The following is a 22,077-nucleotide window of genomic DNA, read 5'->3' as shown; positions in this document are numbered from 1 at the left end:
CGGGTGTCCGTCACCGCTCCGGCGAGCCCCCCTGGTCGGCGGTGAGCCGCTCCCGCCACTCGGCGACGGCGGCGGGGGACATCGCCGCCAGCGAGGCGATCGCCTCGTCGTCCCGTCCGTCGGCCCAGCCGAGGACCCTGGTCAGGATGGTGTTCCGGACGAGCCGGATCTCCTTGAGCAGGTCCTCCAGGCGCTTGAGCTCCTCCCCCGCCGCGCAGAGGGTCTCGTCCACGGCCACGCGTTCCCCGGCCCGCTCCTGCCGCAGATAGGCCGGCAGCCCGGTGAGGACCACTCCCTGATCGGCCGCGGCAGCGCGGAACATCTCGGCGAGGTGCGCCAGCACGCAGTCGGGGGCGTCGGCCAGACTCGCGCCCACGACCTTCGCCGCCTCCCAGCTGCTGCGGCCGGCGTCGCTGCTCCGGAGCCAGACGGAGGCCTCGACCGGGGTGCGGTCGCCGCACGCGGCCGCTCGATAGGCGTACAGGGCCGCTCGGTGACCGTAGAAGGTGTACCCCTCCTCGATCGCGACCTCCGCCGGAGCGCACATCCGCCCGGGCACGCCGCCGTAGCCCGAGTCGGGTTCGTAGGCGGCGTACGCGTCCAGCTCGGCGTCGGTGGCCGTCGCCCAGGCCGGATCGCACAGCTCCGGATTGCGGGCGAGGAAGTCCGCCACCTCGACCCGCCATCCGGGGACCCCGCTCATGCGGGGTCGGGCCCAGGCCACCGCGCCCGTCTCGTCCACCGTGTAGCGGCAGCCGTGTTCGAGATCGGTCCAGGCCGTGGCGGCCTCGGCCGACCATTCCAGCTCCGCGGTCGGGCCCACGCGGTGCAGCGAGCCGATCACCCGCTGGACCACGGGCAGGATCCGACGAGCCAGTGCGTAGAGCTCCTCCGCACCGAAGAACCGCCAGGTGCAGACGCCCTGTTCGTCGACGACCCGGTGGGTGAGCGGGAGCACGAAGACGGCCGGGGACGGCAGAGCGCCGTCACCCGCGTCGGCTCGGCGATGCCCCGGGAAGCGGGGGCCGACTTCCTCCTCCAGCGTGCGCCAGTCGGTGTCGCCGAACCACACGGCGCCGGTGGCGGCGTCGACGGCCAGCCATTGCTGGTATCCGTTACCCGGCCCGAACCGCTCCTGGTAGTGCTCGGCCTGCCGGTCGTGCCACACGTACTCCGCTGGGGGCGGGCTGAGTTGGACGGCGACGAAGCCTTCCTGCGGGGTGTACCCGACGACGACGTGGGCGGTCGGTTTGCTGTGCGCGGCCCTGGACATGCGACTCCCTCCCGTGCCGGACCGTGACTGATCCGCCACTTTGCGACACCGAGACTGCCTTGCCAAAGCCCAATCGATCAAATCCGATCAGATCCGCTCTTGTCGCCCCCCGGGAACCTGCAGGCGACCCGCACGACGCGACGGCGGCACCCGAGAAACAGCGGAAACGTCTGCCAACAGGAGCATCCGACACGCGACTTGACATCGAGTCACCACAGGCCGCAGGATCGGTCCGACTGGTTGTCAGACAGCATGACAGGCAGCGAAGCCTCGATGCCCCAGCGCGAACGATCGGTGGGCGCACGCTCGCCGGGGGCCCGGCCCCTGCCTCGTCGGCGTCCTGGGCCCACCCCGAGAATCGTGGACGCGGCTCGGATGTCAGAGGGGGCCAGTAGCCTGATGGCCCGTCCGTGGCAGCCGCATCGCGGTGCCCGTCAGGAGGTCTCATGCCTGCTCGTCTCCGTGTGCCGGCACCGGTGCTGACCGGCGTCGCCGCTCTCCTGCTCGCCGGCTGTTCCAGCGCGGGCGCCCCGTCCACCGCCGGCGCCACCGCGCCTGCGAGTCCTCAGCCGACCAGTGCCGCCACACCGAGCACCGTCACGCCGAGCGCTGCCACACCGAGCGCTGCCACACCGAGCACCGCCACGCCGTCCGCCGCCCCCACGATGCCGACCGCCACCAAGGTCATCATGTGGTACGGAACCGGCGGTGCCGACAAGCTCGACAACCTCATCAACTCCGTCGCGCGGGTCCAGGCTCAGCACGCCGCCGGGAGCACTGTCATCGACCTGGGTCAGTCCTCCAAGGATCTCTTCGCCGCGCGCCAGTACAGCCCCATACCCGACCAGGACACCCAGACCGCTTGGTCGGCCGCCATCCAGCAGCTCGGCTCCGGCATGGACGACGTCCTGAGGGTCTCGATCCTCAATCCCGGCCCCACGCTGGCTCCGGAGCAGGCCAGGGCGACGGAGGCCCGGGGCTGGGAGGAGTTCGGTGCGGGGGTCGCCGGTCTGAAGGACGTCGACTCGCGCCTCCAGGCCTTCGGCTGCCTGCCGCACGGCGACCCCTGGAAGGTGTAGCTCGGCGGGACGGCCGTCAGCCCGGATCGGCGTCGAGGACGGCTGGCGCAGCACACCACCTCGGCGGCCGGCCGGTGCAGGGCGGTGTCCAGCGGGCCCGTCAGCGTCCGGAGGCGAGCGCCGCCTACCCGGCTGCCCGGGGGCGGCTGCGGCCGAACGTCGGGTCGGTGCCGGTCAGGGCGCAGCTGGCCGTCCAGAGGCGTGCCGCGGTCCGGGTGTCGGTCAGCTGCTTCCAGAGGGGTTCGAGTTCGGGCACACCGCGCAGTCCGAACGCCCGCGGGCTCAGCATCTGGCCGCCGCGCACGCCCGGGTCGAGTACGGCCCGGACGGCGGGCCACGCGGCGGCGTCCTTGCCCTGGACGACGAGGCCGAGCGGCAGGCGGCTCAGCCGCTCGCCGGTGGTCCGGACGTGGATGGGCGGGCGCGACGGGGTGAGGGAGTCGAGCGCGCCGCCGGGGTGGACGAGCACGCTCAGCATCGTGCTGCCCGCGGCGCGCAGACGGCGGTCGAGTTCGAGGGCGAAGAGCATCTGGGCCAGCTTGGAGCGCGCGTAGGTGCGCTTGGGACGGTAGTCGCGCGTGCTCTGGAGGTCGTCGAGGTCCAGGCGTTCGGACTTGGCCGCGAAGCTGCCGGTGGTGACGACCCGGCTCCCCGGGGTCGCCGTGAGCAGCGGGGCCAGGTGGTGGGTCAGCGCGAAGTGCCCCAGGTGGTTGGTCGCGAACATCAGCTCGTGGCCGTCCGCGGTATCGCGGCGCGGCGGGTGGTCGAGCGCCACCCCGGCGTTGTGGACGACCGCGTCGAGGCGGTCCAGCCCGAGCGCGTCCACCGACGCCCTGAGCGACGCGAGGTCGGCGAGGTCCAGGGGCACGTGCTCCACCCGGGCGCCGGGCACGCGCGAGCCGATGGAGCCGATCGCTGCCTCGGCCTTCGCCCGGTCGCGGCTGCCGAGGACGACCGTGGCCCCGGTGCCGGCCAACTGCTCGGCGACGAAGTACCCGATGCCCGCGTTGCCGCCGGTGACCAGGAAGCACTTCCCCTCGGCACGCGGCAGGCGGTGGACGTCCCACAGCGGGACCTGGGATACGGAGGACATGGCGGGCTCCCGGAGCGCGAAGGTGATCGGAGGCGGGCGCGCCCGGCCCTTCACCGCCGGCCTCGCCCACTCCCCCACCGTCCCGGAGGCCACTCACACCACACCGACAGACCACTGTCCTCGCTGACAGCCGACTGACGTCGCGCGCGCCCAGCGCCTGCGACGGGCGGGTCAGTGCCCGACCGACGGCGGGCGACGACCGGCCGGCTGATCGGCGCGAGGCCGGAGCGGATCACATGTGACGGCCGTGCGCCGGGAATCCCACCTCTCGGCTACGCCTCAGATCCGCGACTTCCGGACGGAGTGCCACGTCGCGCCGGCCAGTGCCCCGACCGAGCGGAGGAGCGAGAGCTGCTCGTGGTCGCGGTACAGCGCCCAGTTGTGCTCGACCAGCGCCAGCTTGTTCGACGACAGCGAGCCCGCCCGGCCGGCCCGGTAGACCGCCAGCGGTTCCCGCAGGCCCCGGGCGGGGTGACCGTCCCGCATGATCGACAGCCAGAGCGCGTAGTCCTGCCGCTTCGGCATGTCCGGCATCAGCCGCGTGCCCAGCGCCGTCCGGTCGTACATGGCGGTCAGGGCCCCGATGTGGTCCTGGACCAGCATGTCCCGGTACGTCACGCGTTCCCGTGCCGCGATCACCCGGCCGTTCGGCGTGAAGTCGCAGGCCTCGCCCGTGTAGTCGCCGGCGACCTTGTAGTAGGAGGTGAACGTCAGCGGAGCGTCGCCTTCGGCGGCGAACGCGAGCTGCCGTTCCAGCTTCTCCGGGAGCCACATGTCGTCGCTGTCCAGCAACGCCACGTACTCCCCCCGCGCCCGCGCCATGGCGAGGTTGCGGGCCCTGGCCGCGCCGCCCTGCTCGGGCGCCGCCCGCACCTGCACGCGCTCGTCCCGGCGGGCCAGGTCCTGCAGCAGGTCCATGGAGCCGTCGGTGGAGGCGTCGTCGGTGATCAGCAGCTCGACGTCGGCGTGCGTCTGTGCGAGGACGGAGCGTACCGACGCCCCGAGGGTGGCAGCCGAGTTGTGTACCGGCATCACCACGGAAACCAGGGGCACGGGGTTCTCCTTGACCGGATCGGAGTCGTCGCGGACGTTGTTGTCGCCGGTCAAGGCTACGCGGAGCTGCCGCCCGCCGTGCACGCCGCCGGTGTGGGCCGGTGCCGCACCAGCCCCTCCGCCGACCGAACGGAAGGCCGAACGAAAGGCCGAACGAAAGGCGACCGCCGCCGGGCCGCCAGTCAGGACCTGGCGGTCGCCGAGCGCTCCCCCGTCAGACCCGCGCGGGCCAGTGCCCGGGCGACGGCCGGGCGGTCCACCGGATCGTCGAGGTGGTTGGTCCCGTGCAGCCGTTCCAGCAGCCCGTGCGGCTCCAGTCGGTACGACTCCGCGTCGGCCAGCAGGCTGTCCGCACTCGGCCCGTCGACCGTGTCGTCCAGGGCGTTCTGCAGCTCGCCCAGCACCTCACCTCGGTCGATGAAGGAGCTCATGCCGCAGTACAGGCCGTCGTCACCGAGGTCGTCGGGGTACGGTGCCCGGGCCCAGGCGCCGTTCTCGTACCAGTAGACGCAGCCGATCTCGCACCCTTCGAGCCGGTTCCGCAGCTCGTCGTAGGGCAGCCAGTCCGGGCCGCCGGCCAGCACGTCGATCGCGGGCTCGTAGCACTTGACGTCGCTCGCCTCGTCCTCGCCGTAGAGCACGAACCGGCCCTCGGCCTCCTTCGACATGACCCACCACGTGCAGCCGCAGTCGTCCCAGTGGAGGCCCGCGTCATCGATCCACCGACCGGTCCGGTGGCGCGGCGGGCGCTCCTCGGACTCCGTGGTCGCCTCGAGGGCGGCCAGCAGCGCCCAGCGCGCCCACAGTTCCTCGGCGGGCGGAAGGTCTTCCGGCAGTCCTGGCTGGTGGACGGTCATGTGTGCTCCGGTGTGTGGTCTCCGATGGTGATCGCCACAACGGTATGCCCTGCTGCTGACACGACCGCCCGAGGGGCGACCGGATCCGAGGCCGGCGGTGCCGGCCACGGCCGGCTCCCGGACGTGCGGCACAGGTCGTCCCGGGGAGGGCCGCGCGTCACCAGGGGCGCTCACTGCCGCCACTCGACCAGCAGCCAGCCGCGGTGCGGCACTGGCGCGTCGAAACCTACGGTGGTGCCGGTCACGACGGGTCGGACGGGCTCCGGGGTATCCAGTGGGCGGAGCAGGGTCGCCTCCAGGTCGACCGGGGTGGTGGGCAGGTGGATGCGGACGTGGGCCGGGTCGGCGCAGCCGTTCGCGACCGCCAGGCGGTGGCCGACAGGGGTTCGGGAGAAGTGCGGGATCAGGTGGGGGCCGCCGGTCACCAGGGGCAGGGCCGGGGTCTCCGCCTCCAGGTGGCGGATCATCTCGTGCAGCAGCAGCTGGCCGTCGTCGTCGTACGGCAACAGGTCCACGGCCGTCGCGGCCAGCACCCCTACCCGGCCGCCGAGTTCGTTCGTGAAGACGCACCGGCCCGGGCCCCACCGCCGCAGGTCGGGGGTGAGGATCTCGGTCCAGGTCTCCGTGTCGGCCGCCGGGCGGAGGCGGGCGAGGGCGGGCTGGCCGTTGACGCTCAGGTGGACGTCGTCGCGGCGTTCCAGGGCGTACGGGCCGGGTGCCGACGCCGACTCCCGGTCGACCACCTCCTCGACCGTCACGCCGAGCAGCTTCCCGAAGCCCCGCTCGTCGAGGATGCGCGCCGCCGCACCGTCCAGCAGCAGACCCCCGCCGAGCATCTGCCGGAGCTCCGCTTCGTCGTAGGCCCATGCCAGTTGCCCGAAGAGGACCCGTACCGGCGCGTCCCCGGCCGTCACCGGGACGCCGTACCGCAGCAGGTGGTCCGCCGCCGGGCCCGGGTCGACGGCCAGGTCGGCGAGCTTCCCGCCTCGGACGGTCCGCACGTGGGCGGCCGCGTCCTGCCGTACCGGGAGCGCCACGCCGACGGCGTCCCCCGTCGAGGTCAGGAGATCGAGTGCCGGCCGTGACCTGCGCAGCAGCTCGGCCACGCGGGGGAAGCGGCCGGCCCGGCCCGACTGCATCGGGTGGAGGTTGAGGAACAGCGCGTCGGAGCCCGCCAGGTGGGCGGCGACGAGTTCGGACCACGTCTGGGTGTCGGACTTCGACCACGCGGTGTGCGGCCAGTTCTCGACCTCCGGCTCGCTGCGCACGTACGCGGGCCGCAGCGCCCGCTGCACCTCCAGCATCCAGACGGAGAAGCTCAGTTCGCGGCCCGGCGCGTCGCGGTAGCGGGCGAAGTGCGGCCGGTGCGAGACGCGTCCGTCGATGGCGAGCGCGTCGAACAGGGCCGGCCAGTCGCGGCCCTCGACGGAGTGGACGCCGGGTTCGGAGCTCATCAGCCCGAGCTGCGTCCGCCCGCCCGACCGCTCGCCGACCGCTCGCGCAACGGCCCGGGCGACCTCCAACTGGGCTTCACGCCAGACCTGTCGGAGCCTGCCGCGCCACGGATGGGGATCGCCCGGGGCCGTCACGGCGGCGACGACCTGCTCCCGGGTCACCGGCTGCCCCACCACCTCCGCCAGCCGGTCGAGCATCAGCGGTTCGAAGCCGCCGCCCCAGCCCAGCGGCGCGTGGTTGTGGTAGCGGAAGTCGTCCTCCAGCCAGAGCACTCGTACGCCGAGCTCGGCGAAGCGCCCGTAGTGGCCGGTGATCCAGGAGCGGAACCGCGGGCACGCGAAGGAGGCCTGGGCGGTGGCGACCGTCCCGGTCGGGCCGACCATCGGGGTGAAGCCCAGCCGGTCGAAGCGGCCCCGGTCGGCGTGCCCGGCGGTCACCCAGGGGTTGAGGCTGACGCCGAGCCCGGCCGCCCGCAGTGCCTCCGAGGCGACGCGGGCGGTCTCGAACATCCGGTCCTCGGCGGCGCCGGACGGGTGCCCGGCGTGGAACTCCTCGGCCCCGAGCAGCAGGACGACCTCGGCGACCCCCGATTCCCGGCAGAAGTCCACCAGTTCGGCAACGTCGGACGCAACGGACGCAGCGGACGCAGCCTGGAGCTGAAACCGCAGATGGTACGGGGCGGGCACGAGGGGCCACCTCACTTGGTGCTGCCGGCGGTGAGGCCGGCGCGCCAGAATCGCTGCAGGGACAGGAACAGGACGACCAGCGGGATCGCGGACACCATGGCCGCCGTGACGACGACGTTGAGCGGCGGCGCGCCGGGCCCGATCGCCCGCTGGGACTGCCAGCCGACGACGCCGACGGTGACCGGCTGGAGGTGGTCGTCGGCCAGCATCAGCACGGGGAGCAGGTAGTTGGTCCAGATGGCGACGAACTGGAAGAGGAACACGGTCACGAGCGCGGGCGACATCACGCGCAGCGCGATGGTGGCGAAGATCCGCAGTTCGCCGGCGCCGTCGATCCGCCCGGCCTCGATGAGCTCGTCGGGCACGGACGCGGCGGCGTAGATGCGCGCGAGGTAGACCCCGAACGGGCTGACCATGCTGGGCAGCAGCACCGCCCAGTAGCCGTTGACCAGGTGCAGTCGGGAGAACATCAGGTACAGCGGGACGGCCAGCAGCGGCTGCGGGACGAGGACGGCGGCGAGCACGCCGTTGAACGTCGACTCCCGCCCCCGGAAGCGGTATTTGGCCAGCGCGTACCCGGCCATGGCGGCGACGAGCGTGCTGACGCCCGCACCGCCGACGGCGTAGAGGGCGCTGTTGCCGAGCCACTCCCAGTAGATGCCGTCCTGCCGGGTGAACACCTGGTCCAGGTTGTCGAGGAGCGCGAACTCGCCGAACCAGAAACCGTTTCCGGAGAACAGGCCGCTGCTGGTCTTCGTCGAGGCGACCAGCAGCCACCACACCGGCGCGAGGAAGTACCCGGAGGTGAGCAGCAGCACACCCGACACGAGCCAGCGGGAGGCCGGTTGGCGCCTTGGGGCGGCGTTCACCGCGCGACCCCCCGTCGCTGGACGAGCTTGAGGAACCCGAAGGAGAGCGCGAACGCGAGCACCGCGAGGACGACCGACTGGGTGGCCGCGAGGTTGAAGTCGCCGGCGTCCACGGCGTTGTAGGCGGCGTAGATGGGCGTGTAGGTGCTGCTCAGGTTCGGCGCCACGTTGTGCAGGATCGCGGGCTCGTTGTAGAGCTGGGCGGTGCCGATGATGGAGAAGACGGTGGTCAGCACGAGCGCCGGCCGGATCATCGGCACCTTGATGCGCCACGCGACGCCGAAGGCCGAGCAGCCGTCCATCAGGGCGGCCTCGCCGACCTCCGGCGGGATGGACTGGAGGGCGGAGTGGAGGATCAGCATGTTGTAGCCGGTCCAGCCCCACGTGAGCATGTTGCCGATGGTGGCGCCGAGCATCCCGTCGGACGTCAGGTCGAGGTGCAGGCCGAGGTGCTCGGCCGCGGCGGTGATGGGGCTGAGCCCTGGGGCGACCAGGTAGGACCACATGATCGCGCCGACCACCCCCGGCAGCGCGTACGGCAGGAAGAAGGCCAGCCGGAAGAACCGCTTGAAGAGGGTCGACCTGGCGTCCAGGAGCAGCGCCAGCACCAGGGCCAGGAGCAGCATCACCGGCACCTGCACGACGCCGATCAGCAGCACCCGCAGCAGTGCGCCGCGGAACTCCGGATCGCCCAGCGCCGTCGCGTAGTTGCCGAGACCGGCGAACGCCTGGGTGGGGGCGGTGAGGCCGAGCCCGGAGCGCTGCATCCGGTAGAGGCTCTCGTGGACGGTGTAGGCGATGGGCGCGAGGTAGAGCGCGGCGAACAGCAGGAGGAAGGGGGCCAGGAACAGCGCCGCCGTCCGGCCGTGGCGGCGGGGGCCTTCGGCGCCCCGCCCGGACTTCCGCGCCGCTGTCCGCCCTGCTCGGACGGTCGTCATGGGCGTGCTGCCTCCTCGTGGAATGACCGTGCCGGTCTGGGTGGCGCGGGTTCGGGTCGGTACGTGCTCAGCCTCCGGCGACCGACAGGCCCTGTTGCTTCATGCCGGCCACCGTCTTGCGCTGCACGTCCGCGAGGACGCCGGGCAGGTTCGCGCCGCGGGTACCCGCCTTGCCGAGCCCGTCGCCGAGGTCGGTGGAGGTCTGGGTCATCGTGGGCCCCCACTGCCAGTCGGTGGCGACGTGCGCGCTCGCGGCCCGGAACACGTCGAAGATCACCTGCCCGCCGAAGAACGGATCGGGCTTGGAGAGCGCGGGGTTGGCGAGGCCGGAGGTCGCGGCCGGGTAGATGCCGGTCACCGTGATGAGGTCGCCGAGGCTGTCGGTGTCGGTGCTCATCCAGGTGGCGAACTCCGCGGCCTCCTTCGGGTGCGCGCAGCCCTTGAGGACGGCGGTGGCCGAGCCGCCGTCGTTGCCGTAGGAGGGGTTGGCGGCGTCCCACACGGGCATCGGGGCCACCGCCCACTGGCCGGCGCCGCTCTTGACGCTGGCCGCCAGCGTGGGCGCGTTCCACACCGCGTTGACGTCCGAGAGGATCTTGCCGTCCGTCAGGTCCGCGTACAGCGAGGGCTCGTAACTCGGGTCCGCCTTCAGGAGTTTCCTGTCGAGCAGGTCCTGCCAGTAGCCGGCCACCTTCTTGTTGGCGGCGCTGTCGAGGCTCACCTGCCACCGGTCGTTCCCGGTGCCGAACCACGTGGCGCCCGCCTGCCAGGCGAGACCGGCGTAGGTGTAGGCGTCGTTGCCGAAGTTGCCGAGGTGGACGGTGGGATCGGCGGCGTGCACCTTGGCGGCGTCGGCCGCGTACTCGTCCCAGGTGACCGGGGGCGCCGTGATGCCGTACTCGGCGAACAGGTCCTTGCGGTAGAACAGCGCCATCGGCGCGGTGTCGACGGGGATCCCGTAGGTCTGGCCGCCGATCGTCACCTGCTTCCACGTCCACTCGGCGAACCGGGACTTGGCGTCACCCGTGTACGTCGAGATGTCGGTGAGGGCGCCCGCGGCGGCGAAGCTCGGCAGGGTCTCGTACCCGACCTGGGCCAGGCACGGCGCGTTGCCCGCCTTGGCCGCCGTGAGCATCTTCGTGTACCCGCCCTTGGAGCCGGACGCGGTCTTGCCGAACGTCACCCGCACGTCCGGGTGGGACGCGTTGAACTTCGCGACCACCTGGTCGTAGCCCGGGGCCCAGCCCCAGAACTCCAGCTCGACCGCGCCGCCCGCGGACGCCGGTCCCGGCGAAGCGCCGGACGATCCGGCGGAACAACCGGCCACCAGGGTCGACGCGGTGACGGCGGCCAGCGCGGCAACGAGCACGGTGGTGGCGGGACTTGGCTTCACGTGCGCCTCCTCGGTGAGGAACTGAGGGAACCTGGGCACTGCGAATTCGTTCGGTTATTGTTTGAACCAACTCCGGCCGAAGTCAAGGGACGAGGAGCAACCGATGGGATCCGCACACGACGGCACCGGCGTCCGGAACCTGGCGATGGCCGGGCCGGCCGTCGCCCGCGACCGGTCCTCCTCCCGCCGCGCCAACCTCGGCCTCGTGCTGCGCCTCCTGCGCGACGAAGGCCCCCGCACCCGCACCCGGATCTCCGACGAGACCGGCCTGCCGAAGGCGACCGTCTCCAACCTGACGGCCGAACTCCTCGACGGCGGCCTCATCCGCGAGGGCGGCACCGAGCGCGACCGGACCACCGTCGGCCGCCCCGGCCAGAGCGTCGAGATCGACGGCACCGGCGTCCACGGCATCGGCGCCGAGATCGACGTGGACTACGTCAGCCTCCTCGCCGTCAACCTCAAGGGCGAGGTCACCGCCGAGAAGCGGGTGCCCTTCGACGTCCGCGCCGCGGGCCCCGACGCCGTCCTCGACACCACCGCCCGCCTGATCGCGCGCGGCGCGGACCGCCTGCGCCGCGCCGGCGGCCGCGTCGTCGGCGTCACCCTCGCCACCCCGGGCACCGTCGACCTCGCCACCGGAAGCGTCACCTACGCCTCCAACATCGGTTGGAGCGACGTACCCGCCCTCGCCGGCCTGCGCGCGCGCCTCGGCCCGACCGCCCCCGAACTGCACCTGGAGAACGACGCCAAGCTCGGCGCCCTCGCCGAGTACGTCCCCGCCTCCGCCGACGGCGTGCGCGACCTCGTGCACATCACCGGCCAGACCGGCGTCGGCGTCGGCATCATCGCCGGCGGCCAGCTCCTGCGCGGCGCCGGCGGCTACGCGGGCGAGGTCGGCCACCTCCGGCTGGTCCCCTCCGAGCAGCCCTGCGCCTGCGGCCGGCGCGGCTGCTGGGAGACGGCCGTCGGCCGCGACGCCCTCCTGCGTCACGCCGCCGACCCCGGCGACATGGTGTGGGACCCGATGATCGACGTCGAGCGCCGCCTGACCGAACTGCGCAGCCGCGCCCAGGCCGGGGACCCCCGCACGCTCGACTCCCTCCACCGCATCGCCGACGCGCTGGCTCCCGGGATCGCGCTGCTCGTCGACATCCTGAATCCCCGACGCGTCGTCCTCGGCGGCCACTTCGCCTTCTTCGGCGAGCACCTCCTTCCCACCGTCACCGAGCAGGTCCACGAGCTCGTGATGGCACCGAACGCCGGCGGCTGCGAGATCGTCCTCTCCCGCACCGGTCTCACCGCCACGACCCGCGGCGCCGCGCTGCTCGCCCTCGACGCGGTCTACCGCGATCCGACGCGGGTGATGAGCCGGAGTTGACGGCCCGTCAAACGGCGTGCCGGAGACGCTGGGTGAGGAAGAGTGCCGCGCGGTCCAGCGCCTCGTCGGCCTCGTCCAGGACTCCGGCGAAGGCCTGGAACACGTGCGGCGCGTCGGCGGTGACGTCCAGGACGACGTCCACGCCGGCCGCCGCGGCGCGCGCGGCCAGGCGCGTGGAGTCGTCCAGCAGGACCTCGTTGGCGCCCACCTGGATCAGCATCGGCGGGAAGCCGGTCAGGTCGGCGCAGACGGCCGGGCTGAGCAGCGGCTGGTGCGGGTCGGCCCCGGCGAGGTACATGGCGCCGGTGCGGTCGAGGTCCGCGCGGGTGAAGATCGGGTCGGCGTCCGACTTGGTGACCATGCTGTCGCCGGTGCGGGTCGCGTCGGCGCCCGGCGACAGCGCCAGGACGGCGGCGGGCAGCGGCAGGCCCGCGTCGCGGGCGGCGAGGCAGAGGGTGACGGCGAGTCCGCCGCCTGCGGAGTCCCCGGCGAGCACGATGGACGCCGGATCCTCGCCACGGTCGAGGAGGGCGCGGTAGGCGCTCAGCGTGTCCTCGATCGCGGCCGGGAACGGGTGCTCCGGGGCGAGCCGGTAGTCCAGCGAGTACGCCCCGACGGCGGTCCTGGCCACGAGGTTGCCCGTCAACGACAGCGCCGTCCGGGGCGAGCCGTACACCCAGCCGCCGCCGTGGAAGTACAGGATCGTCCCGGCGCGCGGCGGGCCCTCCGGCTCGACCCTGAGGGCGGGCCGACCGCCGAGCGTCGTCTCCGTGGTGCGGATGGTGTCGGGCACGATCATCCCGGCCATCAGGGCCTCGAATCCGGCCCGGATCTGCCCGACCGTCCGGGGCCCCTCGGGACGCGGCTGCCGCAGCAACGCGTCGATCCGCGCACGCTGTTCCCTGCTCATGGTGTGCTCCCTCCAGAGGTACCTGCCGCTACACTATATGCCCAGGCATCTATATCGAGGGGTGAGACGGTGGATCTCCCGGATTTCTTCGCCGACCTGGTCCGGTGCGAGACGCGGCTCTACAACGCGCTCAACGACCGGCTCCGCGCCCGGCACGGCATCGTGACCTCCCAGTTCGAGTTCCTGCGGTACCTGCGCGACCGTCCGGGGGCCCGCGTGGCGGACCTCGCCACGGAGTTCGCCGTCGGCATCGGGGCGACCAGCAAGGGCGTCGACCGCCTGGAGACGCGGGGCTGGGTGCTCCGGCAGCCGAACCCCTCGGACCGCCGCTCCTCCCTGCTGGCCCTGACGGAGGACGGCGCCGGGCTCGTCGACGCGGCGGAGCGGACCTTCACGGCGGGGCTCGCCGAGCTGATCGGCGACACGCTCGACGACGCGTCGGTGACGGCCGCCGCCCGAGCCCTCGCGACGCTGCGCTCGGCGCTCGAACGCCGGCAGGTCGGCATGCCCACGGGCTGACCCCCCCCCTAAAGCAACCAAAGGTTGCACATTCCGGCTGGGCGGGCTACCGTTATACGCAACCAAAGGTTGCAGAAGGAGGAGAGCGGGATGGAGTACGGCAGCATCGAGCGGGAGATCCGCGTCGAGGCCACCCCCGAGGTGGTCTACGAGGTCATCAGCACGCCCGAGCACCTGAAGGAGTGGTGGCCGGACGACGCCGACCTCAAGCCCGTCCCGGGGGCCACCGGGTTCATCTCCTTCGGCACGGGGACACCGGACGTGAAGGTCGAGGCACTCACGGTGGTCGAGGCCGACCCGCCCCGGCGGTTCAGCTTCCGCTGGGTCTACGACGAGGGCCGGGCCGCCGCGCCCGGCAACTCGCTCCTGGTCACCTTCGACCTGGTCCCGTCCGACGGCGGCACGCTGCTGCGCTTCACCGAGACGGGCTTCCGGGAGAGGGGCTGGGAGGCGGCCGTCCTGGAGGAGGCGTACCGCGACCACGCGAGCGGCTGGGACCACTTCCTGCCCCGCCTCGTCGCGCACGTCGCCCGGGTGGTGTCGCGACCGTGACCGCCACCATCGACGACGAACTCTGGTCGGCGGTGGGCGACCCCATCCGCCGCCGGATGCTCGACCTGCTCCTGACCGGCGACGGCGGGACGGCGACCTCCCTCAGCGAGCAGCTGCCGGTCACCCGGCAGGCCGTCGCCAAGCACCTCGGCGTCCTCGGCCGGGTCGGGCTCGTCCACGACACGCCCTCCGGACGCGAGCGCCGCTACGAGGTCGACGAGGCCCAGCTCGCCCGCGCCGTCGCCCAGTTGTCGTCGGTCGGCGCCGCCTGGGACGCCCGCCTGCAGCGCATCAAGCGGATCGCCGAGGCCATCCAGCGCGGCAAGGAGAACTGAACCCGTTCCCGAACGGGAACCCCGAACGAGAGAGAGGTACGGCCATGACGGACATCCTGCACCGGATCGGTGTCACGACGTCCCCGGAGGCCGTCTACACGGCCCTGACCACGGTCGACGGACTGGCGAGCTGGTGGACCGAGGACACCGACGGCGACGCCGGCCTCGGCGGCGTGGTCCGGTTCCGCTTCGGCCCCGGCGGCTTCGACATGAAGGTCCTGGAGACCGAGCCCGGCCACCGGGTCCTCTGGGAGGTCATCGACGGCCCCGAGGAGTGGATCGGCACCCGGGTCCGCTTCGACCTCAAGCAGGAGGACGACTACACCATCGTGCTGTTCCGGCACGAGGACTGGAGGGAGCCGGTGGAGTTCATGTACCACTGCAGCACCAAGTGGGCCACCTTCCTGATGAGCCTCAAGGCCGTGCTCGAAACCGGCTCGGGCGCGCCCGCGCCGCGCGACGTGAGGATCAGCAACTGGCACTGAACGTCGAAGGGGTGAGGGCCGAGGGTGCACAATCCTCGGCCCTCACCCGTGGGTCACTCGTACTGGCCCCGGAGCCGTCCGACGGGCGGCTCCGCACGGATGCCCGGAACAGAACCGCGGCTCCACCCATGCGTCGGCCGCCATGGGCCCGCCCCTCCGAATGCCTCGTCCAACGTCCAGGTCACCTCCGTGAGACCCCGAACGATGTCGGGATCGTCACCGAGTGGGCCCCCGTTCGGGCGGGTCGGGAAGGCCGGCGTTGCTCAGCGCACTCGCCCGTCATGCCGCCGCGCGCTCACCGGCCGGCCGGCGGCGCAGTTCGGGGCGCCGGAGGGCCGGCGGCTGGTAGGCCATGTCGAGCGTGCCGGTGTCGGTGCCGGGCGGCACGATCGCGTCGATCCGGTCCAGCACGTCGTCGGTGAGGGTGACGTCGACGCCCGCGAGCAGGTCGTCCAGGTGTTCCATGGTCCGCGGTCCGAGGAGGGCGGACGTCACGCCCGGGTGGGCGAGCACGAAGCCCATCGCGAGATGCGTGAGCGGTAGGCCGGCCTCCTCTGCCAGCGGGATGAGCTGCTCGACCACGTCGAGCCGACGGTCGTCCGTGAGGTGCCGGAAGCCGTACTGCGAGCGGTGCGTCGCGGGGTCCTGTCCCTTGCGGTAGCGCCCGGTCAGCAGGCCGCCGCCGAGGGGCGACCAGACCAGGGTGCCCATGCCGAACTCCTGCGCCACCGGGAGCACCTCGCGCTCGATGCCCCGGTTCAGGATCGAGTAGACCGGCTGCTCCGTGCGCGGCCGGGCGAGGCCGCGACGTTCGGCGACCCAGTGTGCCCGGACGATGTCGGAGGCCGGCAGGGCCGACGTGCCGAAGGTGCGGATCTTGCCGGCCCGCTGCAGGTCGGTGAGGGCCGCGAGGGTCTCCTCGATGTCCGTGTCCGGGTCCGGGCGGTGGATCTGGTAGACGTCCACGTAGTCGGTGTCGAGGCGGCGCAGTGAGTCCTCCAGCGCGCGCACCAGCCAGCGCCGGGACGCGCCCTGGTGGTTCGGCTCGTCGCTCATCGGGTTCCGGGCCTTGGTCGCGAGCACGACGTCGGCCCGCCGTCCCTTCAGCGCTCGGCCGACGATCTCCTCCGACTCGCCGTGCGCGTACATGTCGGCGGTGTCGACGAGGTTGATGCCGGCGTCCAGCGCCCGGTGGATGATGCGGACGCAGTCGTCGTGGTCGGGGTTGCCGAGGGCGCCGAACATCATCGCGCCGAGGGCGTAGGGGCTGACCTTGATCCCGGTCCGGCCGAGGCCGCGGTAGCGCATGCTGTCTCCTTCAGGTCTTCCTGCTGTGTCGCTGACACCAGCCTGCCTGGCGGTCGCCGGACTATGAATGCTTGTGCATCCCGATTCCTTGCGCGAGAGTACGGACGTGGATCCCGACCGACTCTCCGAGGCACTCGACCTGGTCGAGGTGCGCAGCGTGCTGACCGGCGGCGTCGCGGCCCGCGGCGGTTGGTGGGCCCGCGGCCCGCTGGCCGATCCGGTCAAGTTCTTCGCGGTGGTGAGCGGAGGCGCCCGGCTCACCACCGACGGCCTCGTCGAACCGATCGACCTCGTGGCGGGGGACGTGGCCATCCTCACCGGGCGCTCGTGGGTGGCCTTCGAGGCCGGCGCGGCGCCGCGTCACGAGGTCGAGCCGGAGTCGGACTTCTCCGCCGCCCGCTTCGCGGGCTCGGACCCTGCCGTCGACGACGTCGTGATCGGCGGGTGCGTCACAGTGAACGACGCCGGGCGGACGCTCCTGCTGGAGTCGCTCCCGCCGGTGGCCCACGTCCGGTCCTCCGCCGCCGGAGACGGGGACCGGCTGCTCGCCGCCCTGCTGCGACTCTTCGACGAGGCGACCGGCGACCGGCTCGGCTCGGCCTTCGCGATCCGGCAGTACGGCCAACTGCTCGTGCTGGAGGTGCTGCGCCGCTACGTCGACCAGACCCTCCTGCCCTCCGGCTGGTTGCGCCTGCTCGTCGACGAACGCCTGCGCCCCGCCGTCGACCTGCTCCACGGCCGCCCCGAACACGCCTGGGGGCTGGAGGAGTTGGCGCGCGCCGCGGCGATGTCCCGGACCACGTTCGCGGAGCGGTTCCGCGAGGCCGCCGGCGTACCGCCGCTCACCTACCTGGGCCGGTGGCGCATGCTGCTGGCCCAGCGCGCGCTGCGGAACGGCGACGCCCGCGTCGCGGCGCTCGCCGCCGAGCTGGGCTACGGCTCGGAGAGCGCGTTCAGCACGGCGTTCAAGCGGGTGGTCGGGGAGTCGCCGCAGCGCTACCGGGCGCGCGTGCGCGGCCGGCTCGTCCGGCCAAGGGCCGGGACATCTCCTCCGTAGGGGCGGCTCCGACAAGATTCGCGGGCGGACCCTGGCGCATGTCGCCACCCGTCCGCATCCGCCCACCGGACCAGGATGAAGGCAGCACGCCCGTCACCACGCACGAAGGACACCGATGACCCTCCGCGAGATCACGCCCGGCAACCGCGGCTTCCTCTACCTCAACTCCCACCCCGGGGGCTGCGCCGCCGCCGTCGACGAGTTGTGGGAACGCACCCCCGCACCCACCGGGCCCGCCACCTCGGACGGGCCCGTCGCCCTGGTCATCGGCTCCAGCGCCGGTTACGGCCTCGCCGCGACCGTCGCCGCGCTGCGCACGTACGGCATGCGCGGGCTCGGCATCGCCTTCGAGGCGCCGGAGACCGATCGCCGCACCGCCTCCGCCGGCTGGTACCGGACGGCCCGCACCGCGGAACTCGCCGGGCCGGACGGCGGGTTCGCCTTCCTCAACGCGGACGCGTTCTCCGCCGCCGCCAAGGAGGAGGCGCTCGACCACCTCGCCGCCCGGTACGGCAAGGTCGACTACCTCGTCTACAGCGTCGCCGCGCCCCGCCGCACCGACCCCGGCACCGGCGAGGTCCACCACTCGGTCATCAAGCCGCTGGGCGGCCCGTACCGGGCCAAGACCCTGCAGTTCGACGGCGACACCCCGCTCGTCGGCTCGCTCGAACTCGCGCCCGCCACCGACGCGGAACGCGACGCGACCGTGCAGGTCATGGGCGGCGCCGACTGGCAGCTGTGGATCGACGCCCTGACGGACCGCGGCCTCGTCCGGGACGGCTTCCACACCGTGGCCCTGACGTACGTCGGCTCCGACCTCACCGCGCCCATCTACCGCGCCGGCACCATCGGCGCGGCCAAGCAGCACCTGGAGGACACCGCGCGCCGCCTCCAGAAGGGCCTCGCCCCGCTCGGTGGCCGGGCCCACACCGTGGTCGCCGGCGCGGCCGTCACCCAGGCCTCCACGGCCATCCCGTCCATCGCGCTCTACACCAGCCTGCTGCACGCCGTCCTCCACGACGGCTTCCAGAGCACCGCCCAGCAGGCCACCGCCCTGTGGCAGCAGCTCACCGGCGCGGCGCCGCTGCAACTCGACGAGGAGCAGCGGATCCGCCTCGACGGCTGGGAGATGGACGACAAGGTGCAGGCCGCCGTCCACGAGCGCTGGGCCGCGGCGACGACCGACACCCTCGCCGAACTCGCCGACACCGCCTGGTTCCGGTCCCAGGTCGGCCGCCTCTACGGCTGGGACGTCCCCGGCGCCGACTACGCCGCCCCGGTGGAGACGACGGTGGCCTGGCCGACCACGGGCTGAGCCGTTCGCCCTCGGCGGTGGCGGCGAGCTCGGCGGCGATGGACGTGCCGGGTTCGGACATGGTCCGGCGGAGGGCGGCTTCGTGGTCCACGTCGTAGTGGTGGGCCAGGACGGCACGGACCAGAGGCAGGCCGACGCCCGATCCGGGCGGCCCGCCCCGCCCGGACCGCCCCCGGCGGCCTGGCCGCGACCGCCGCCCGACAGGGCGCGCGCACCGCATGCGCCGAGCGGATGCGACTACCGGATGACGAGCAGTCGGGTGCCCGGCACCAGCTTCCGGTTGACGGACGTCGACTGGACGAACACGGTGTACGACGGGTTCTCCCCCGGCTTCACCGTGACCTCCGACTGCGGCAGGCCCAGCAGCTGACGGGCCGCCGGGCCCGAGAAGACCCGGCCCGTCATCTTGCCGGTGACCGGGTCCTTCTCCGCCACGGCGAGCTGCTTGGAGCCCTGGATCTTCTCGCGCTTGGACAGCTCGTAGAAGGCGCAGCCGGTCTTGTACTCGTGCCCGGAGCGGGTGACGAACTCGCGGATCTGTATCTGCTCGTCGACCGGGATCAGCGTGTACTTCCCGGTGTCCAGGGCGTCGAGGTTGGCCCTCACGTCGGCCGTGCTCAGGTCCTGGCCCATGGTGAAGAGGTTCTTCGTGCCGCGCACGCCCTGCTCGCGCCCGCGCAGGAAGCTGGTGGCGGCCGACTTGACGGTGTCGATGGCCTCCTCGACGCCCTTGCTGGAGTCGGCGTCCCAGATCGCGATGTTGCCCGCCGGGAACCCGTACTCCTGGGCGGTGCGCTTGGCCAGGGAGTTCGGCACCAGGATCGCCGAGGTCCAGTGGGCGGGCAGGTCGTCCATGGCCTGCCGGATCCGGTCCGTCCACGAGCGCAGGACGGCGGCGCCCCGGGTGCCGTTCATGCGGATGTGCATCTGCCCGTTCTCCGAGCAGCCGGAGGCGTTCTCCTCACCGTCGGTGACGACGACCTGGAGGAACGAGTGCTCCCCGTACCCCTCCCAGATGTTCTTCAGGTCGTCGATGGACTTCACGGCCGCCTCGATCAGCGCCGTCGCGCCGTTGTCGACCTGGTAGAGCCCCTTCAGCGACGGCAGGTGCTTGACGTCCATGTCCCACACCAGGTTCTGCACCTGGTGGTCGAACGCGTACAGGCTGATCCGCGTCTCGTGCCCGAGCCGGTCCGACTCCTCCTGGAGCCCCTTCACGAACTCGTCCACGACCCGCACGAGCTGCCCCTCGTGCTGCCGCATCGAACCGGACTTGTCGACCACCAGCGACACGTGGTTGACCTTGTGCTTGATCCTGTTCACAGCCATGCTCCTACCCCTCTCCCAACGCCCGTCCGACGCCTCTCCGGCGCCCCCTCCGACGTTGGTTCCACACTATGGAGAGGCACTGACAATCCGTCCCGACCCGCTCTCAGCGCTCGGCGGCCGTCGAGCTCCGGCCGGTCAGGGCGCGACGGACAGGACGATCTTTCCGGTGGTGCGGCCGGCCTCGCCCAGCGTGTGGGCGGCGGCGACGTCCTCCAGCGGGAAGACCGTGTCGGCGATCACGCGCAGGCGGCCGTCCTCGGCCAGGGCGGCGATCTCGCGCAGGCCTTGCCGGTCGGGCTCGACGAGCATGAACTCCGCCCGTACTCCGGCCGCCTCGGCCGCCTCGTGGGGGAAGGTGTCGTCCAGCGGCAGGATCGAGACCAGCCTTCCGCCCGGACGCAGGGTGCGCAGGGAGCGGGCCCAGTTGGCGCCGCCGATCGTCTCCAGGACGACGTCGACGTCGCGGACGGTCTCGGCGAAGTCCTGGGTGCGGTAGTCGACGAGTTCGTCCGCGCCGAGGGAGCGCACCAGGTCGTGCTTGGCGGCGCTGGCGGTGCCGATCACGTGGGCGCCGCGGGCCTTCGCGATCTGGACGGCGAGGTGGCCGACGCCGCCCGCGGCGGCGTGGACGAGGACGCGCCGGCCGGGGCGGACGCCGGCGGTGTCGACGAGAGCCTGCCAGGCGGTGAGCGCGGCCAGCGGCAGGGCGCCTGCCTCCAGGTGGGTCAGGCCCCGGGGGCGGGGGGCGAAGTGGCGTGCCGGGGCGGTGACGTACTCGGCGTAGGCGCCGGCCGGGTGCGGGAAGCGCGGCATGCCGAAGACCTCGTCGCCCGGCTGGAAGAGGGTCACGCCGTCGCCGGTCTCCTCGACCACTCCGGAGACGTCGAATCCCAGGGTGAAGGGCAGCGGCGTGCCGTCGGCGAACACGCCGCGCTGCCGGGTCTTCCAGTCGGCCGGGTTCACCCCGGCCGCGTGGACCCGGACCAGGATCTCACCCCGGCCCGGTTCCGGGCGCCGGGTCCGGACGACCCTGAGGACGTCCGGGCCTCCGGCGGTGTCCTGGGTGACGGCACGCATGGTGGGAACGGGGGTTTCCGAGGGCATGGCGGCGCTTCTCTTTCCGGGGTGCGGTGGTCGCGGTCCGCGCCGGTTCTTCCGGCGCGTCCCTCAGCCTGCCGGGCGGTGAAGGGTGCCAGTGGTGGCGAGACGGCCAAGCTCTGAAAGGATCCGGCCATGCACCGCGTTGGCGTTCTGGCACTGGACGGCGTCGTCCCCTTCGAACTCGGCATCCCCGCCCGCATCTTCGGCGCCGCCCGCGACGGGGCCGGCAACCGGCTCTACAGCGTGGCCACGTGCAGTCTGGACGGCGGTCCGGTGCGGGCCGAGGCCGACTACGGCCTGACCGTCGCCCATGACGCCTCGCTGCTCGCCCGCGTCGACACCGTCGTCATCGCGCCCTCCCACGCCCTCGGCCCCATCCGTACGGAGGGCCGCCTCCCGGCCGCACTGCGCGAGGCGCTGGCCGCCATCCGCCCCGGCACCCGGATCGTCGGCATCTGCACCGCCACCTACGTCCTGGCCGCCGCGGGACTCCTCGACCACCGGCCCGCCACCACGCACTGGCGCGACGCGGAACACCTGCAGCGGATGTTCACCACCGTCCGCATCGACCCCGACGTCCTGTTCGTCGACGACGGCGACATCTGCACCTCGGCCGGCGTCGCCGCCGGGATCGACCTGTGCCTGCACCTCGTGCGCCGCGACCACGGCAGCCGGACCGCCAACGACGTCGCCCGCTCCTGCGTGGTGCCGCCCTGGCGCGACGGCGGACAGGCCCAGTACATCCAGCGCCCCGTCCCGGATCCCACCGCCGAGGGCACCACCCCCACCCGGGCCTGGGCCATGGAACGCCTCGCCGAGCCCCTCACCCTGGCCGAACTCGCCGCGCACGCGAACATGAGCGTGCGCACCTTCAGCCGCCGCTTCCGCGACGAGACCGGCACCACGCCCGGCCGATGGCTGATCCGCCAGCGCGTCGACCTGGCGCGCCACTACCTGGAGACCACCGACTGGCCCGTCGACCTGATCGCCCACCACGCCGGGTTCGGCACCGGCGCCACCCTGCGCCAGCACCTCCACGCCACGCTCGGCGTCGGCCCCCAGGCCTATCGCCGCACCTTCCGCCCCGCCTGA

Annotated in this window: 21 protein-coding genes; 9 read left to right on the top strand and 12 right to left on the bottom strand. The window is 72.8% G+C overall.

Annotated elements, in window-relative coordinates:
- Nucleotides 1-10: 10 nt before the first annotated feature.
- Nucleotides 11-1,273 carry a hypothetical protein gene (locus PUR71_RS16545; protein WP_329927757.1) on the bottom strand — a complete coding sequence of 421 codons (1,263 nt, stop codon included), beginning with the start codon at nucleotides 1,271-1,273 and terminating at the stop codon, nucleotides 11-13.
- A gap of 446 nt (nucleotides 1,274-1,719) precedes the next feature.
- Between PUR71_RS16545 and PUR71_RS16540 the strand changes: the two genes are divergently transcribed.
- Entirely contained in the window at nucleotides 1,720-2,352 is a 633-nt protein-coding gene (locus PUR71_RS16540) for a hypothetical protein (protein ID WP_329927756.1), read from the top strand.
- 124 nt (nucleotides 2,353-2,476) lie between these two features.
- On the opposite strand, the gene PUR71_RS16535 is transcribed toward PUR71_RS16540, so the two are convergent.
- From PUR71_RS16535 to PUR71_RS16505, 7 genes are all read right to left on the bottom strand, one after another.
- Nucleotides 2,477-3,445: an SDR family NAD(P)-dependent oxidoreductase gene (locus PUR71_RS16535; protein ID WP_329927755.1), complete on the bottom strand. Its 969-nt coding sequence runs from the start codon at nucleotides 3,443-3,445 to the stop codon at nucleotides 2,477-2,479.
- Between the two features lie 279 nt (nucleotides 3,446-3,724).
- A complete protein-coding gene (locus PUR71_RS16530) occupies nucleotides 3,725-4,498 on the bottom strand; it encodes a glycosyltransferase family 2 protein (protein WP_329927754.1) in 774 nt (257 codons plus the stop codon).
- A gap of 182 nt (nucleotides 4,499-4,680) precedes the next feature.
- Nucleotides 4,681-5,355 carry a hypothetical protein gene (locus PUR71_RS16525; protein ID WP_329927753.1) on the bottom strand — a complete coding sequence of 225 codons (675 nt, stop codon included), beginning with the start codon at nucleotides 5,353-5,355 and terminating at the stop codon, nucleotides 4,681-4,683.
- A 170-nt stretch (nucleotides 5,356-5,525) separates the two neighbouring features.
- Nucleotides 5,526-7,418, bottom strand: a complete 1,893-nt coding sequence (locus PUR71_RS16520; protein ID WP_329927752.1) for a hypothetical protein — start codon at nucleotides 7,416-7,418, stop codon at nucleotides 5,526-5,528.
- 89 nt (nucleotides 7,419-7,507) lie between these two features.
- Nucleotides 7,508-8,365, bottom strand: coding sequence for a carbohydrate ABC transporter permease (locus PUR71_RS16515; protein WP_329927751.1), 858 nt, complete (start codon nucleotides 8,363-8,365; stop codon nucleotides 7,508-7,510).
- The gene (locus PUR71_RS16510; protein WP_329927750.1) at nucleotides 8,362-9,303 is read right to left on the bottom strand and encodes a carbohydrate ABC transporter permease; all 942 of its coding nucleotides are present in this window, start codon (nucleotides 9,301-9,303) and stop codon (nucleotides 8,362-8,364) included. The genes PUR71_RS16515 and PUR71_RS16510 overlap by 4 nt, the downstream gene beginning before the upstream one ends.
- 67 nt (nucleotides 9,304-9,370) lie before the next feature.
- A complete protein-coding gene (locus tag PUR71_RS16505; protein ID WP_329927749.1) occupies nucleotides 9,371-10,696 on the bottom strand; it encodes an ABC transporter substrate-binding protein in 1,326 nt (441 codons plus the stop codon).
- 103 nt (nucleotides 10,697-10,799) lie between these two features.
- Between PUR71_RS16505 and PUR71_RS16500 the strand changes: the two genes are divergently transcribed.
- On the top strand, nucleotides 10,800-12,074 hold the full coding sequence (locus PUR71_RS16500) for an ROK family transcriptional regulator (protein WP_329927748.1): 1,275 nt from the start codon (nucleotides 10,800-10,802) through the stop codon (nucleotides 12,072-12,074).
- A gap of 7 nt (nucleotides 12,075-12,081) precedes the next feature.
- Here the strand turns inward: PUR71_RS16500 and PUR71_RS16495 are convergent, their stop codons facing one another.
- Complete coding sequence (locus PUR71_RS16495; protein WP_329927747.1) at nucleotides 12,082-12,984, bottom strand: alpha/beta hydrolase; 903 nt, start codon at nucleotides 12,982-12,984, stop codon at nucleotides 12,082-12,084.
- A 69-nt stretch (nucleotides 12,985-13,053) separates the two neighbouring features.
- Between PUR71_RS16495 and PUR71_RS16490 the strand changes: the two genes are divergently transcribed.
- The 4 genes from PUR71_RS16490 (at nucleotide 13,054) to PUR71_RS16475 (ending at nucleotide 14,875) form a co-directional block, all read left to right on the top strand.
- Nucleotides 13,054-13,503 carry a MarR family winged helix-turn-helix transcriptional regulator gene (locus tag PUR71_RS16490; protein ID WP_329927746.1) on the top strand — a complete coding sequence of 150 codons (450 nt, stop codon included), beginning with the start codon at nucleotides 13,054-13,056 and terminating at the stop codon, nucleotides 13,501-13,503.
- Nucleotides 13,504-13,593: 90 nt separating this feature from the next.
- Nucleotides 13,594-14,055, top strand: coding sequence for an SRPBCC family protein (locus PUR71_RS16485; protein ID WP_329927745.1), 462 nt, complete (start codon nucleotides 13,594-13,596; stop codon nucleotides 14,053-14,055).
- Entirely contained in the window at nucleotides 14,052-14,390 is a 339-nt protein-coding gene (locus PUR71_RS16480) for an ArsR/SmtB family transcription factor (RefSeq protein ID WP_329927744.1), read from the top strand. Before PUR71_RS16485 ends, PUR71_RS16480 begins: the two co-directional genes overlap by 4 nt.
- 44 nt (nucleotides 14,391-14,434) lie before the next feature.
- Nucleotides 14,435-14,875 carry an SRPBCC family protein gene (locus PUR71_RS16475; RefSeq protein WP_329927743.1) on the top strand — a complete coding sequence of 147 codons (441 nt, stop codon included), beginning with the start codon at nucleotides 14,435-14,437 and terminating at the stop codon, nucleotides 14,873-14,875.
- Between the two features lie 279 nt (nucleotides 14,876-15,154).
- Here the strand turns inward: PUR71_RS16475 and PUR71_RS16470 are convergent, their stop codons facing one another.
- Nucleotides 15,155-16,183 (bottom strand): aldo/keto reductase, encoded by a 1,029-nt coding sequence (locus tag PUR71_RS16470; RefSeq protein WP_329927742.1) that lies wholly within the window; start codon nucleotides 16,181-16,183, stop codon nucleotides 15,155-15,157.
- A gap of 106 nt (nucleotides 16,184-16,289) precedes the next feature.
- Between PUR71_RS16470 and PUR71_RS16465 the strand changes: the two genes are divergently transcribed.
- The gene (locus PUR71_RS16465) at nucleotides 16,290-17,240 is read left to right on the top strand and encodes a helix-turn-helix transcriptional regulator (RefSeq protein ID WP_329927741.1); all 951 of its coding nucleotides are present in this window, start codon (nucleotides 16,290-16,292) and stop codon (nucleotides 17,238-17,240) included.
- A gap of 115 nt (nucleotides 17,241-17,355) precedes the next feature.
- Entirely contained in the window at nucleotides 17,356-18,555 is a 1,200-nt protein-coding gene (gene fabV, locus PUR71_RS16460; protein WP_329927740.1) for an enoyl-[acyl-carrier-protein] reductase FabV, read from the top strand.
- Nucleotides 18,556-18,792: 237 nt separating this feature from the next.
- Here fabV and PUR71_RS16455 read toward each other — a convergent pair whose 3' ends face one another.
- Nucleotides 18,793-19,884, bottom strand: a complete 1,092-nt coding sequence (locus PUR71_RS16455; RefSeq protein ID WP_329927739.1) for a vWA domain-containing protein — start codon at nucleotides 19,882-19,884, stop codon at nucleotides 18,793-18,795.
- 135 nt (nucleotides 19,885-20,019) lie between these two features.
- Complete coding sequence (locus PUR71_RS16450) at nucleotides 20,020-20,988, bottom strand: NADP-dependent oxidoreductase (RefSeq protein WP_329927738.1); 969 nt, start codon at nucleotides 20,986-20,988, stop codon at nucleotides 20,020-20,022.
- Nucleotides 20,989-21,117: 129 nt separating this feature from the next.
- On the opposite strand from PUR71_RS16450, the gene PUR71_RS16445 reads away from it, so the two are divergent.
- Nucleotides 21,118-22,077, top strand: coding sequence for a GlxA family transcriptional regulator (locus PUR71_RS16445; protein WP_329927737.1), 960 nt, complete (start codon nucleotides 21,118-21,120; stop codon nucleotides 22,075-22,077).

This window comes from Streptomyces sp. SP17BM10 (assembly GCF_036322405.1).
Taxonomy (GTDB): Bacteria; Actinomycetota; Actinomycetes; order Streptomycetales; family Streptomycetaceae; genus Kitasatospora.
This window is presented reverse-complemented; position numbering and strand designations above follow the sequence as displayed.